General features: G+C 40.4%; 11 protein-coding genes. 8 read left to right on the top strand and 3 right to left on the bottom strand.

The genetic code is table 11. The annotated features are described in order from the left end of the window. The first annotated feature begins 30 nt into the window (after positions 1-30). From H6G68_RS27295 to cobJ, 3 genes are all read left to right on the top strand, one after another. Positions 31-657: a precorrin-8X methylmutase gene (locus tag H6G68_RS27295; protein WP_190716696.1), complete on the top strand. Its 627-nt coding sequence runs from the start codon at positions 31-33 to the stop codon at positions 655-657. Positions 658-659: 2 nt separating this feature from the next. Then, positions 660-1364 (top strand): precorrin-2 C(20)-methyltransferase, encoded by a 705-nt coding sequence (locus H6G68_RS19695; RefSeq protein ID WP_190908159.1) that lies wholly within the window; start codon positions 660-662, stop codon positions 1362-1364. 375 nt (positions 1365-1739) lie between these two features. Then, positions 1740-3167 (top strand): precorrin-3B C(17)-methyltransferase, encoded by a 1428-nt coding sequence (cobJ, locus tag H6G68_RS19690; RefSeq protein ID WP_190908158.1) that lies wholly within the window; start codon positions 1740-1742, stop codon positions 3165-3167. A gap of 224 nt (positions 3168-3391) precedes the next feature. Here cobJ and H6G68_RS19685 read toward each other — a convergent pair whose 3' ends face one another. Both H6G68_RS19685 and H6G68_RS19680 read right to left on the bottom strand, forming a co-directional pair. Continuing rightward, complete coding sequence (locus H6G68_RS19685; RefSeq protein ID WP_190908157.1) at positions 3392-3877, bottom strand: SET domain-containing protein-lysine N-methyltransferase; 486 nt, start codon at positions 3875-3877, stop codon at positions 3392-3394. A 1132-nt stretch (positions 3878-5009) separates the two neighbouring features. Further along, positions 5010-5558, bottom strand: coding sequence for a pentapeptide repeat-containing protein (locus H6G68_RS19680; RefSeq protein ID WP_190716703.1), 549 nt, complete (start codon positions 5556-5558; stop codon positions 5010-5012). Positions 5559-5827: 269 nt separating this feature from the next. Between H6G68_RS19680 and H6G68_RS19675 the strand changes: the two genes are divergently transcribed. Next, positions 5828-6454 carry a hypothetical protein gene (locus tag H6G68_RS19675; protein WP_190908156.1) on the top strand — a complete coding sequence of 209 codons (627 nt, stop codon included), beginning with the start codon at positions 5828-5830 and terminating at the stop codon, positions 6452-6454. A gap of 101 nt (positions 6455-6555) precedes the next feature. Here the strand turns inward: H6G68_RS19675 and H6G68_RS19670 are convergent, their stop codons facing one another. After that, positions 6556-7491: a GDSL-type esterase/lipase family protein gene (locus tag H6G68_RS19670; protein WP_190908155.1), complete on the bottom strand. Its 936-nt coding sequence runs from the start codon at positions 7489-7491 to the stop codon at positions 6556-6558. 362 nt (positions 7492-7853) lie between these two features. On the opposite strand from H6G68_RS19670, the gene H6G68_RS19665 reads away from it, so the two are divergent. The 4 genes from H6G68_RS19665 (at position 7854) to ntrB (ending at position 13932) form a co-directional block, all read left to right on the top strand. Further along, positions 7854-7994: a hypothetical protein gene (locus tag H6G68_RS19665; RefSeq protein ID WP_190716711.1), complete on the top strand. Its 141-nt coding sequence runs from the start codon at positions 7854-7856 to the stop codon at positions 7992-7994. 165 nt (positions 7995-8159) lie between these two features. After that, positions 8160-11033 (top strand): glycerol-3-phosphate acyltransferase, encoded by a 2874-nt coding sequence (locus H6G68_RS19660; protein ID WP_190908154.1) that lies wholly within the window; start codon positions 8160-8162, stop codon positions 11031-11033. A gap of 655 nt (positions 11034-11688) precedes the next feature. Further along, positions 11689-13062, top strand: coding sequence for a CmpA/NrtA family ABC transporter substrate-binding protein (locus tag H6G68_RS19655; RefSeq protein WP_190908153.1), 1374 nt, complete (start codon positions 11689-11691; stop codon positions 13060-13062). A 33-nt stretch (positions 13063-13095) separates the two neighbouring features. Then, the gene (gene ntrB / locus H6G68_RS19650) at positions 13096-13932 is read left to right on the top strand and encodes a nitrate ABC transporter permease (RefSeq protein ID WP_190908152.1); all 837 of its coding nucleotides are present in this window, start codon (positions 13096-13098) and stop codon (positions 13930-13932) included. The last annotated feature ends 88 nt before the right edge of the window (positions 13933-14020 follow it).

Raw genomic sequence — 14020 nt, 5'->3', positions numbered from 1 at the left:
TGAAAATCCAAAATCTCAAATCCAGAAAAAATGTCAAACTATATACGCGATGCTAATGAAATATACAGAAATTCCTTTGCTATTATCCGGTCAGAAGCGAACCTAGATCTTCTTCCTCCAGATGTAGCACAAGTAGCAGTACGCCTGATTCATGCCTGTGGAATGACGGATATAGTCACCGACTTGGGATATTCAGCAGATGCGGTAGAGTCAGGTAGAAAAGCCTTAGCAGCTGGCGCACCAATTTTGTGTGATTGCCGTATGGTAGCTGAAGGCGTGACCAGAAAAAGATTACCTGCCAATAACAACGTTATCTGTACTCTCAACGACCCAGAAGTACCACAAATAGCGAAAAGGTTGAGAAATACGCGGTCAGCAGCAGCGTTAGAATTATGGCGTTTTCATCTAGACGGGGCAGTAGTAGCCATTGGAAATGCACCTACAGCCCTGTTTAGGTTATTAGAAATGCTTGATACTGGCGTTCCACGTCCAGCCATAATTTTAGGCTTTCCCGTGGGGTTTGTGGGTGCAGCTGAATCAAAAGCAGCATTGGCAGCGGATAGCCGCAATGTCCCATTCTTAACTTTACATGGAAGACGGGGCGGAAGTGCGATCGCAGCAGCTGCCATTAACGCCTTAGCAACAGAGGAAGAATAATCATGAAAACGGGAGGTCGTCTGTATGGAATTGGTGTAGGGCCTGGAGATCCAGAACTATTGACCCTAAAAGCATTGCGGCTATTACAATCGGCCCCCGTTATCGCTTATCAATCAGCCACAGACCGGGAAAGTATCGCCAGAAAAATAGTGTCGCAATATTTACCCGGCAATCAAATCGAGGTTTTGTATCATCTCCCCCGCGCCTTAGAACCCGAAAAAGCCAAATCCATCTACGACCAAGAAGTTGAACCCATCGCCGACCATCTCGCATCTGGTCGGGATGTGGTTGTTTTATGTGAAGGAGACCCGTTTTTTTACGGTTCCTTCATGTATATCTTCACACGTTTATCTGATAAATACCAAACGGAAGTTGTCCCCGGTATTTCTTCACTCATGGCCTGTCCAGTCTCCCTAGGCGTACCGTTCACCTACTACAACGATATTCTCACAGTTCTACCTGCCACACTGCCCACAGAAATACTAATTACACATCTATTAACCACAGACGCAGCTGCAATCATGAAACTGGGTCGCCATTTTACCAAAGTCCGCGATATCCTCCATCAATTAGGAATAGCATCACGGGCAAAATATATTGAACGGGCAACAACGACGCAACAGAGAATTTTACCACTCGATGAAGTGAATCCCGAAGAAGTTCCATATTTTTCGATGATTGTCATACCGACAAAACAGAAACTCTAAGATGTTGTCATACATCTAGATAGTCTATCAAAAACTAATTGACGAGTAAATAAATGTTTTCTTCTTCCTTCTCTTCTTCCTTTCCTTCGGAACGCTACGCGAACGCGCTCTTTGCGTCTATCCCTACGGTCCCGTAAGGGATACGCGGTTCATTACTCTAAGCTGTTACGCAGCTAAATTTAATATTTCGTAGCCTAGAGTCCTTGTAGTAAGGCTTTTGGGCAAAAAAAGTAAATGCGTAAAAGCTTATCCATCAAAATGTATTTGACAGACTACTAGTTTACACATTAAAAGCGCAGAGGGAAGAGGATTGGATGTTTTTACCAAAACACAACAATATGTAAGTTAAATGTCGAATAGCTTAAAATCTAAAATATGAACACAAGGGTTGCAGCTGCCGTTGTTATATTGAGTCAAAATAGTGTAGCAGTAGGACGGCAAATTACCAGAATTTTACCAGGGGCGAAATTATACGGTTTAGTAAATCGCACCTCAGATGTTGATGTTAGTTTTACAAATTTTGGCGAAACATTGCGAGAGTTATTCGCTACCGGCACACCATTAATTGGTATTTGTGCAGCTGGTATTCTCATCAGAACTTTAGCACCCCTAATTACAGATAAAAGTCAAGAACCCCCAGTATTAGCTGTAGCTGAAGATGGTAGCGCAGTAGTCCCGCTTTTAGGTGGATTGAGTGGAGTCAATGATTTAGCCCGTCAAATTGCGGAAGTGCTAAATGTCAAACCAGCAATTACGACCACAGGTGATTTGCGTTTTCGCACAGCTTTGTTATCTCCTCCTCCTGGATATCATTTAGCTAATCCAGAAGATGGAAAAAAATTTATTGCTGACTTATTAGCCGGGGCAAAAGTTAAATTAGAAGGAACAGCCCCTTGGTTGAGTGAAAGTCAATTACCAATAGACCCCAATGGAGAGTTAACAATTCAGATTACTGAAGATTTGGGAACTCCTCAACCTAACTGTTTAGTTTATCACCCAGACAAGTTAGCAATAGGCAGCGATTTGGAAACCAACAAAAAACAACGGGGAAAATTAGCCATAATTGGGACTGGCCCTGGTGCATCAAAATGGATGTCTCCCCAAGTCAAAGAAATTCTCAATGCTGCTACAGATTTAGTCGGTTATAAAACTTATATAAATTTAATCGGTTCTCTTGCTGATGGTAAACACATTCATGAGTCCGACAACCGGGAAGAAGAAGCACGGGCAAAAATGGCGCTAGACTTAGCAGCCCAGGGAAGATATGTAGCAGTGGTTTCATCAGGCGACCCCGGTATCTATGCAATGGCAGCCGCAGTATTTGAGGTTTTAGACCGCTACAACAAACCAGAATGGCAAAACATCGAAATTCAAGTCGCCCCTGGAATCTCCGCCATGCAAGCCACAGCAGCCACCATTGGCGCACCATTAGGACATGACTTTTGTGCGATTTCCCTATCTGACATTTTAAAACCTTGGGAAATTATCACCCAACGCATTACCGCAGCAGCCCAAGCTGATTTTGTCATTGCCTTTTATAATCCTGTCTCCAAAGAACGCACTTGGCAATTAGCAGAAGCTAAAAATATCTTGCTACGGTACAGAAAGCCAGATACCCCGGTAGTATTAGGGCGGAATCTTGGCAGACCTGGAGAAGCAGTCAAAGTCATTACCCTTGAACAGTTAGAACCAGCATCAGCCGATATGCGAACTTTGATTCTCATTGGTTCCTCTCAAACTCGTCAGATTCAACAGGGTGATGATCAAGTCTGGGTTTATACACCGCGCCGTTACCAAGCCTGAGCAGCTATTTCATCCATAAATAAAGCCCCAACAATAAAAGCTTATCCTTGGGGCTGTTATACCTGACCACCTTTACCTTTTTAATTTAAAAATACCAAGAAATCTGAAGACTCAAAGACATAAATATGGTAATTATGTCTAAAAATAATTTGTTGATTTTAGTAATTTACTATATGGCAATCCTGGCGGTGAGTGTAAGTGCAAAGAACTAATCGCTACAGGTATCAGTCAATATTCAAGGAACATTTGATCGAGCTTTTGATATGGGGATTGAGTTGAAATTCAATCATTTGACTAATTGATAATTGTTTAGCTCCATTGACAAAACCAATACATTGAGAAGATTGACAATTACATTGAAATGGTCTATCCATTTCCCATTCTGTCGAAGGGTAAAAGAAGGTTAATTCCTCTCCTTCCGAGATATCTTTTATCGCAATCACTTGCATTTTAGCAACATCCACAAACGTTGTTGGAGAACAAGAATGATTCATTGCTTCTAGTAGCCGATCAAGAATATGTTTATCTGTCCCAATCTGGACACTTAAAAAATCTGCACTTGTTTTGAATGAGTAAGGCATTATATTATAAATTACCTCGCCCTGTTTAATATCATGTGTCGCAACTGCTGTTCTGTTTAAGTTTCTTTGTCCAACAACCTTTACCCGATAATTAGTGTCTAAGAAAGAAGCGGTACTTTGTGTTTCCAAGTTAAGTTCTCCTAATATGTATGCTATGTATTAATAGATATCATGAAAGTTCAATATTTGAAAATGTACACATAAATTAAATAAACTCTTGACCACAGAGAAAGAATGACAGAGAAATAAAATTCTCGAAAAAGTATTGGTTTTCGTGCATAAATACTTAAAAACAAACACGGTGATATATTATCAGAGCGTTAAAAAAAATGCAAGCACAGTTAATGGGACTTAGACAAAACAAATAGGAAAAAAGGGTATAATGCTTTGTCAGCATAGCTTTCACGTCAAAGTAAGTAACCTTCGATGAAATACACTGCTCCCGATACGAGAAAAAATACTGTAATCTGTTTGATGATGTATTTGACGTATTTGCTGCTTATAAAGCTAGTTTGGGCTTTGTTTGGGCATAATTTTTGTTTAAGTCCCGATAATTAACCGCAGACAAAGGCAGATAAAACGGATTCATTCAACAGGTATAATGTCTTTTATTAAGCTTGGATTTGAATATTTCAAATATTGATAAAAAAGATATAATTCAAGTGATTATGTCTGGTTAATTAATATAAAAGGCTTGATTTTTTAGTTCTAATCATCAAGAATAAAAACAGCATCTTCCATACATGATTGTAGCCTATACAAGTAAAAAGCCCTTATAAATGTCTGCTAACGCGGGCATTTTTTTTATTTACAGCAGATTGCAAGTTGCAGGGGGTAAAACTGAAAATTAAAATATAAATTAAAATATAAATTCAAATATGGCTGAGTCCATCAAATATCAAGCAGCTTTCACTGCTGACTCCTGATAAAAATTCTATGTCATATCAATAGGACTTACGCAAAACACAACCAAAGTAGCGGTAATTCATGAATTACCGCTACACAGGAATAAGGTTTTCAGTCACATCTTGCGTAAGTCCTAATCAATTCACTTCATTAAAGCTACAAATGAATCTCTTTCCGCGTCTGTCAATTTGTATCAATCTTCAAGTGAAATGGTATGAGGCTGCGCTTTATTCACGTAGAGGTAATTCATGAATTGCCCCTGTCTTTTGATTAGATGAGTATGCAGAAATAAAAAGACATAACTAATTGAGTTATGTCCAAAAATTTTATTTATAGCAACCGCGTCTTCACAGAATTAGTAACTCCCAGCCCAAGTTATCCATTGATGGGATAAACCGATATGCAAAATTTCCTCGGTCATCTCTACTTCAGTGATGATTGCTCCTGCTAAATCTGCACTATTAAATTCTGATTCATTGATATTGCTACCAATTAAATTGGCTTTGTCGAGATTAGCACCAGTGAAAACAGCACCACTCATTTCTGCTTCGCTGAGGTTTGCACCCAGTAAGTTTGCCAACATTAAATTTGCTCCACGCAAATCGGCACGACTCAGGTTACTTTCTTTGAGATTGGCTTTCATTAAATCAGCGCCAATGAAGTTAACTTCACTCAAATTGGTATATTGCAAATTTGCTCCATTTAAGTCAGCATTAGTCAAATTTGCTCTGGTTAAGTTACATCCACTCAAGTTAGCTTGACTTAAGTCAGCACCACTCAAGTCAGCTTCAGCTAAATTAACCCCACTCAAGTTAGCCTGATTTAAATTAGCCTGATGTAGAGTTATGCCCTGAAAATTCCGCTCTCCTGATTTATATTGACTCAGGAGTTTTTTAGTATCCATATTTCACCTCGTCATACCTATAGGTGAGTTAGATATTCCTCAAACCACACCAAAAACTATTTGGTAATTCTATTGTGCTAAAGATTTTGGTATTTTGAATCTATCCTTAATGGAAAGATACTTAACTTAATGGTAATGATTTTATCTGTTTCCTTATATATACGCTAATATGAGGCTGCTAACCCCTATGCTTTCTTAAGGAAAATAAAGGTTAGAATCTATCAAGATCATAAGCAAAGCAGATAAAACCCTAAATTTCCAATGTTCTCATGAAGGCTGATTTGACATCTACCACTACACCTGATTTTGTCAGCACCCTATCCCAAGCTGCTGCTGCGTATCGTCAGGGAAGTAAACTTCCAACGGCTGAGGTATTAGTAAATGCCTTACTACAAGCAGAAAAAACTGCCAAACAGCAACGGCTGAATTATCCCTTTGAATCTCTGATTGGCAAATGGCGACTTTGTTTTGCGACGGGGACAAAAAAAGTCAGAAAGCGCGGGGGAATTATATTGGGTAAAGGTTTCTATCTGCCCAAATTTGCAGCAGCCCATATTTCCTTTAGTCCCAGTTTAGAACAGGCTTCAGGTAGAGGGGAAATTGGGAATCAGGTGGAATTTGGTCAAGTGTCGTTGAAATTGACGGGGCCAGCACAATATTTAGGTAAGAAAAATTTATTGGCTTTTGACTTTACCCAGATGCAAATGAGTTTGTTTAATCGGGTTGTTTACAATCAACCAATTCGTTCTGGTAAAGTTGACACTGAGGATTTCTACAATCGGTCTATAGCTAAATTACCTTTTTTCGCATTCTTTATAGTGACAGAAGACTTCATTGCAGCGCGTGGCCGTGGGGGAGGTTTAGCAATCTGGATTAAAATAATTCGTAATTCGTAATTCGTAATTCGTAATTTTCCTCATCTCCCCGCGTCTCCGCGTCTCCCCTGCATCCTGCACCCTGCCTACTTACTTTGCTCCCAGCTTTCTAAAAGCGATAGCTACGCTCGCCGCAGGCAACGCTCTATCTCCTCACTCACAAATTTATTTCCTTTTGTGTTCATGTGAATATGGTCTTGATATAAGGCTTTTGGGTTGGCAATTGAATTAAATTTTGGTAAAAAATCTATATAATTAATTTGCTGTTCCTTAGTAAAATCACTGAGGCGTTTACGGGCGACAATTTCATAGTCACGGGAACCAGGTTCGCCGATTTCTCTCAGTAAAGGAGTCATAACCAGCAGCAATTGACTGTTATTTTCTTGAGCGAAACTGTGAATTTTACTAATTGCTTCTAAATTTATGCCGACGCGATCGCCTGCTTCATTTTGCAATACTTCAAGTTCAGGAATCGACTTTTGTTTGAAAACGTAACGCTGTAATACTTCCACCATTGCTAACGGTGGTTTATGATTTGGGTAGTTGCGATCGCGCCCCACAGGTAAAGAAGTAGGCGCAGTCGCAAATAAATCATCTGTATTAATTAATAAAATCAGCACCTGAGCTTGAAAATTGCCAAACCGCTGTAAATAAGCTAATTCATTTCTTGGCCCCCAAGAATTAGCTGAAGCATTTAGCACTTCTACTTGTTGGTAATGACTCTGAGATGACAAAGAAGCCATCAGCAAACTAGAAATAGTATTTTTTTGATCTGTCCACCAACCGCCATTAGCAATAGAATCGCCTAAAAGCAAAACTCGCAATGTTGAGGGTTGAGGTAGCTTTTGTATGGGCGCACTCCGCATAGAATACTCATTAATTTGAATCTGATTTCCCATGCGACGGGTGCTTTGGTTAGGTGCTAATAAATAACCAATTTGCTCATCACCAATGTAAATCAGGGGATTACCAAAACCAAAGAGCGATCGCAATCCTAACTCTATCACCACAAATAATCCCACCGATACCGCCAAAATGACGATTAGTACCTCTTTCACTGACAATTTCCTCGAAAATAATATAGTAATAAATTATACAAGATTCATACAAAATTCATAAAAAAGCAGCCAACAGATTACAAAAGTAGCTATTACCTATAGGACTAATATTTGATTTTTGAAATATACGTAGGGTGGGCATTGCCCACCGGATCATGGTTTTGTAAGGCATAGCCCTACCTACAAATACTTAGATCTATTCAAGAATCAAATCGGATGCCTATATGAGAAAGTGTTTTAACTTAAAAAACCGTTGCAAAGCTTAAAGAAAATAATAATGTAAATTTAACATCATCGTCCAACAGAAAGACTACAATCAAGACGGACAGATTAGCACTGTAACAAAGGAGGTTTACAAAGCTATGTCTGACTTAAATCGCGGAATTATGAAATTTGAAGGTGCAGATTCCCCAAAAGTAGTGACTATCTCTACTGTTTTGCTGTTGGGGTCGATAGCAGCGCTCATTCTGTGGGCGTTACAATCTGCTTATGCTCTAAACTAGAATCATTAGGTAAGCTACAAGGACACTAGCAACAAGGTTTTCCATCGCTGTCTAGTGTCCATAAAGCAAATAATCAAACTAGCGAAAAAAAAATTAATTAAAATTTTGATTTGCGATTTGCGATTTTAGATGGAAGATAGGTCTAAAATTCATAATCAAAAATAAATGTTTCAGCTTTGGGGTGTCTTAGTTATTTTAATTGCTTGTCCATTCTTAGGGGCAATGCCCATAATTGCCTGGATTACCTATGTACTCAAGGGTAAGCGATTGGCACAAATCGGTACAGGTAATATTAGTGTCTCCGCAGCTTTTTATCACGGTGGCAAACTAGTGGGTATTCTGGCAGTGATGTCAGAAGCTTTCAAAGGAATAGTAGCGGTATTAATTGCTCGTGCTTTCTTTCCCAGCGGCTCGTTTTGGGAATTGATAGCTTTAATTGCCTTAGTGATAGGTAGATATTCTTTCGCTAAAGGTGCAGGAACAACAAACGTTGCTTGGGGATTTTTGATGCATGATCCCCTAGTGGCAGGATTTGTCAGTTTAGTCGCAGCCATTGGCTTTATAATTCTGCGCTCTAGACAGACAATCAAATATGGGGTATTGGTGCTATTTCCCCTATTGGTGGCACTCATGCACGCTGAAGATTTTCCGAGAATCGTGGCAGCGTTTGGATTAGCAGGGTTACTCGGCTGGATTTATAAACAAATTCCCGATGACATGGACTTATCAGTCGAAGCAGCCGAAACCCAAGCACAACCGATGATGCAATATTTAAGCGGTAGTGAGCAAGGGATTGTCACTCTAGATGATGAATTGGATGCAGCCATATTTGGAGCCAAGGCAGCCACATTATCTCAAATCAAACGCTGGGGTTATCCAGTGCCAAAAGGATGGATTTTATCCCCGTTTGATGATCCTGCCCTATTGATTGATTTTCTGCAACCATCGGCATTGTCACCCTTCGTAGTGCGTTCCTCAGCCATTGGGGAAGACTCAGCGCAAGCCTCAGCCGCTGGACAATACGAAACAATATTGAATGTTACCAGCCAACAAGGTTTACTGGAAGCGATCGCACAAGTCCAAGCTTCTTATCATCATCCCAGCGCTGTCCAATATCGGCGTGATCTCGGTGCCAAAGATGCAGCAATGGCGGTACTCATTCAACCCCAAGTCCAGAGTGTATTCTCCGGTGTAGCTTTCAGCCGTGATCCCATGGCCCAACAAGGTGATGCTGTAGTCATTGAAGCCCTCTCTGGTAGCCCTGTACAAGTCGTTTCTGGAAAAATTACCCCAGAACAATATCGGGTGTTTATCGTCGGTGAAGAAAAATTATCTTGTCTGCAATTTGAGGGTGAAGGGAAAATTCCCCCAGCATTAATTAAGCAAGTAGCATACTTAGCCCGCCGACTAGAAAACCGTTACTATGGCATTCCCCAAGATGTGGAATGGAGTTACGATGGGCAAACTATATGGGTATTGCAATCACGCCCCATTACTACTCTGTTACCAATTTGGACAAGAAAAATCGCCGCCGAAGTGATTCCCGGAGTGATTCACCCCTTAACTTGGTCAATTAATTTACCCCTCACTTGTGGAATGTGGGGAGAAATTTTTACTTTAGTACTGGGCGATAGCGTGCGTGAGTTGGATTTTACCAAAATGGCGACGCTGCACTATTCTAGAGCCTACTTTAATGCTACTTTTTTAGGAGAGATTTTCCTAGAAATGGGTTTACCGCCAGAAAGTCTGGATTTTTTAACCAGAGGCGCAAAAATGAGTAAACCTCCTTTAGCGTCTACTTGGGAAAACTTGCCAGGATTAACAAAGTTATTCCAACGGGAAATCAGTTTAGAAAAAGAATTTAAGCGGGATTATCGGCGACGCTTCATTCCTGGGTTGACAAAGTTGGCGAATGAACTAATTGAGGAATTAACGCCATCCCAGTTGTTAGTCAGAGTGGACTTAATTCTAGATTTGCTCAACCAAGGTACTTATTACAGCATTTTATCCCCTTTGAGTGCTGCCATTCGTCAAGCAATTTCCGGGGTGAAAGAGGAGCAAATTGATCATAGTATTACTCCAGAAGTAGCATCATTGCGATCGCTCCATATCTTAGCCGCAGATGCCAAAGAAATTCTACCGGAGTTTGAGCCGGAGAGCGTTTTTGAACAGTTGGCGCAAACCCCAGAAGGGGAAAAGATTTTGTACGACTTTGAAGAACTGCTAGAAGACTATGGTTATTTAAGCGAAGTCGGGACTGATATTTCCGTTCCCACCTGGCGAGAACAGCCGCAGTTAGTCAAACAATTATTTGTCCAGTTGATGCAGGGAAATGAACTCCCAAATCAAGATGAGTCCAGAAAGCGCCCAGAAGGTTTTGTGCAAAGACGTGTGGATCTCAAAGGACGAGTCACAGAAGTTTATTCTCGCTTGTTAGCCGAACTGCGCTGGACTTTTTTGGCTTTAGAAAAGATTTGGCTACAAACCGGTTTATTGTCACAAACAGGAGATATCTTCTTTTTGAAATTGGGGGAAATACGGCGTTTAGCGGCAAATGCTGATGTAGTGCTGAGGAATCAGTTACCGGAATTATTGCAAAATCGGCGATCGCAATTTCTGGAACATAGCCAGATTATCGAAATCCCTCCTCTAGTTTATGGCAACAATCCTCCCCACCCCATCGCCTCTCCTATTGATACTTCTGACAACATCTTACTCGGCATTCCCGCCAGTCAAGGACAAGCAGAAGGACGAGTAAAGGTGTTGCGAAATTTACAAGAAGTCGGCGAAATTAACAAGGGTACAATTCTCGTCGTCCCCTACACAGACTCTGGCTGGGCCCCTTTCTTAGTCAGGGCTGGAGGAGTAATTGCTGAAGCAGGCGGTAAACTTTCTCATGGTGCAATCGTCGCCCGTGAATACGGTATACCCGCAGTCATGGATGTACGTGGCGCTACATATCTACTCCAAGACGGTCAACAAGTCAAGATTGATGGATCTAAAGGTATTGTGGAACTACAGGAAATCTCACTTGAGTAGATATAGATCAGGGAGTTATATCGTGTTCGGCTTATAATTAGGCGAGATGGGGACACGGGGACGCGGGGACACGGAGACGCGGAGACGCTTAAGATGGGGAGATGGGGAGAAATAATTACCTCCTGCACCCTGCACCCTGCACCCTGCCCCCTGCACCCTGCCCCCTGCCTTATCCAAACGATAATTATCCAACTTACTTGTCTTTGATGGTTATCATTGCATAAAATCTATAAATTCATTGATTATGTTAATGAATTAAGTCAAAAAAGACCTAATCATAGTTTAAATACAATAATCATCATCAAGACCAATCTATAGAGTAGAGAAGTCGGGGATAATTTAGGCGAATATATAAGTTTTTACTTATATGTCTAATCTAATATTTATTTAATAATTAGAGTTGAGAATTGATCACTTTCACAAGAAAGACTGTAAACTAGTTTTCACTAGCTGAGTGATACCCATTAATCACACCAGGTTAAGAAATTAAACCACGTTTGTCACAAAGTATATAAATCAGCCTTTTTTTCTGAAAACGGCTAATTTTTAATACCTAGATATAGCGGGAAATTTCAATAGCAACGCAAAGAAAAAATTATTTCTTTGTCTAAATTTTCATGCTTTAAAAAATTAAATTGTGATTTAAGGAGATATTATGACAGAATTTTTTAATCAAGTTTCTCGCCGTAAATTCATTGTTACAGCAGGAGTTTCAGCAGGTGCAGTTTTACTCAAAGGCTGTTTGGGAAATCCACCTGAACCGGGTGGAATTTCGACAACATCCTCCGTTCAACCAGTTGTTAATATTAGCCCAGAACAAAAACCAGAAACAACAAAAGCCAAGCTTGGATATATCCCCATTGTAGAATCTGCACCATTAATTATTGCTTTAGAAAAAGGATTTTTTGCTAAATATGGAATGTCCGAAGTAGAACTTTCTAAACAAGCTTCTTGGGGTTCAGCAAGGGATAACGTAGAAATTGGTTCTGCTGGTGGAGGTATTGATGGTGGTCAATGGCAAATGCCCATGCCACACTTAATTACAGAAGGAAAAATTACCAAAGGGAATCAACCAATTCCCATGTATGTCTTGGCGCAGTTAGTTACTCATGGTAACGGAATTGCGATCGCCAACAAGCATTTAGGCAAAGGTATTAGCTTAAAACTCGATGAGGCTAAACCCCTATTAGCCCAACTTAAATCCTCCACACCCTTCACCGCAGCCTTTACCTTCCCCCACGTTAACCAAGACTTATGGATTCGTTACTGGTTAGCAGCAAGTGGAATCGACCCAGATGCAGATGTCAAATTGCTGACAGTACCAGCAGCGCAAACCGTTGCTAACATGAAAACCGGTACAATGGATGCTTTCAGCACGGGCGACCCCTGGCCATTTCGCCTCGTTAACGACAAAATTGGCTTCATGGCCGCATTAACCGCCGAAATTTGGAAAAATCATCCCGAAGAATATTTTGCCATGAGAGGAGATTGGGTTGACCAAAATCCCAAAGCCACAAAAGCCCTACTCAAAGGTATTATGGAAGCCCAACAATGGTTAGATAACTTTGAAAACCGCAAAGAAGCAGCGCAAATTCTTGCTGTTAAAAAATATTTTGGTTTATCTTCACCAGAAGTTCTTGCAGACCCATTCCAAGGTAAATATGACATGGGTGATGGTCGCAAAATTGATGATAAATCAATGGCTGCTTATTATTGGAAAGATGAAAAAGGCAGTGTTTCTTATCCTTACCAAAGTCATGATTTATGGTTCATCACAGAAAACGTGCGTTGGGGATTTTTGCCCAAAGATTACATTGCGAATGGTGGTGCTAAAGCCAAAGAATTAATCAAAAAAGTTAACCGCGAAGATATTTGGAGAGAAGCTGCTAGAGAACTGGAAGTACCTGCTGCTGACATTCCCACCAGTACATCTCGTGGAGTAGAAGCATTTTTTGATGGCGTAAAATTCGACCCCCAAAAGCCAGAAGAATATCTCAAGAATTTAAAAATCAAGAAAGCCGGTATTTAGTCATTAATCATTAACAAAATTGAGGAAAAATTCATGACAGTAGCCCAAAAACGTTCCACAAGTCCTAAATTTGATAATAAATTTTTATCAAGTTTGCAAAAGCAATTTCCTGAACTTCTCCCTCCAGTTATTGCAATCCTCATCTTCTTAGCCGTTTGGCAACTATTTTCTTGGACTCCAGGTGCAACACTACCAGGCCCAATAAAAGTTATTCAAGACACTTGGATCTTGATTTTGTATCCCTTCTATGACAAAGGAGGAACTGATAAAGGGCTTTTTTGGCAAATCTGGGCTAGTCTGCAACGGGTAGCTATTAGCTATACATTAGCGGCAGTTGTCGGTATTGGCTTAGGTGTTTTGATTGGTGTAAATCAAACTATGGCAAAGGCTTTAGATCCCCTGTTTCAGTTACTAAGAACTGTACCACCTTTAGCTTGGGTTCCTATTTCCTTAGCAGCTTTACGCCAAAACGAACCAGCCGCATTATTCGTAATTTTCATCACCTCGCTTTGGCCAATTCTGATTAACACTGCGGTGGGTGTAACTCAAATTCCCCAAGATTACAACAACGTTGCTAAAGTTCTGCAACTAAGCCGCAAAGAATACTTTTTCAACATTCTTATTCCCTCAGCATTACCCTACATTTTCACAGGTTTAAGAATTGCCATTGGTTTGGCTTGGTTAGCGATTATCGCAGCAGAAATAGTCATGTCTGGTATTGTCGGAATTGGCTTTTTTATCTGGGATGCTTATCAAAATAACAACGTCAGTGAAGTTATTTTAGCTCTAGTTTATATCGGTGTTGTTGGTCTAATACTAGATAAACTCATGGCGGCGCTGCAAAACTGGATTTTACCAGAACAAAAATAGTTATTAGTCATTAGTCATTAGTCAGTGGTCATTAGTCAATAGCGAAAAATAACAACTGACAAATTACCAATCACCAATCACCCATTAC

Origin of the sequence: Anabaena catenula FACHB-362 (assembly GCF_014698735.1) — a bacterium.
GTDB lineage: Bacteria > Cyanobacteriota > Cyanobacteriia > Cyanobacteriales > Nostocaceae > Anabaena > Anabaena variabilis_A.
The sequence above is the reverse complement of the archived record's forward strand: the minus strand, read 5'-3'. Positions and strand labels throughout refer to the sequence as shown.

What these genes read in the sequence shown, in the direction of transcription:
- H6G68_RS27295 (WP_190716696.1), top strand. Translation starts at nt 31, where the DNA reads ATGTCAAACTATATACGCGATGCTAATGAAATATACAGAAATTCCTTT.
- H6G68_RS19695 (WP_190908159.1), top strand. Translation starts at nt 660, where the DNA reads ATGAAAACGGGAGGTCGTCTGTATGGAATTGGTGTAGGGCCTGGAGAT.
- cobJ (WP_190908158.1), top strand. Translation starts at nt 1,740, where the DNA reads ATGAACACAAGGGTTGCAGCTGCCGTTGTTATATTGAGTCAAAATAGT.
- H6G68_RS19680 (WP_190716703.1), bottom strand. Translation starts at nt 5,558, where the DNA reads ATGGATACTAAAAAACTCCTGAGTCAATATAAATCAGGAGAGCGGAAT.
- H6G68_RS19675 (WP_190908156.1), top strand. Translation starts at nt 5,828, where the DNA reads ATGAAGGCTGATTTGACATCTACCACTACACCTGATTTTGTCAGCACC.
- H6G68_RS19665 (WP_190716711.1), top strand. Translation starts at nt 7,854, where the DNA reads ATGTCTGACTTAAATCGCGGAATTATGAAATTTGAAGGTGCAGATTCC.
- H6G68_RS19660 (WP_190908154.1), top strand. Translation starts at nt 8,160, where the DNA reads ATGTTTCAGCTTTGGGGTGTCTTAGTTATTTTAATTGCTTGTCCATTC.
- H6G68_RS19655 (WP_190908153.1), top strand. Translation starts at nt 11,689, where the DNA reads ATGACAGAATTTTTTAATCAAGTTTCTCGCCGTAAATTCATTGTTACA.
- ntrB (WP_190908152.1), top strand. Translation starts at nt 13,096, where the DNA reads ATGACAGTAGCCCAAAAACGTTCCACAAGTCCTAAATTTGATAATAAA.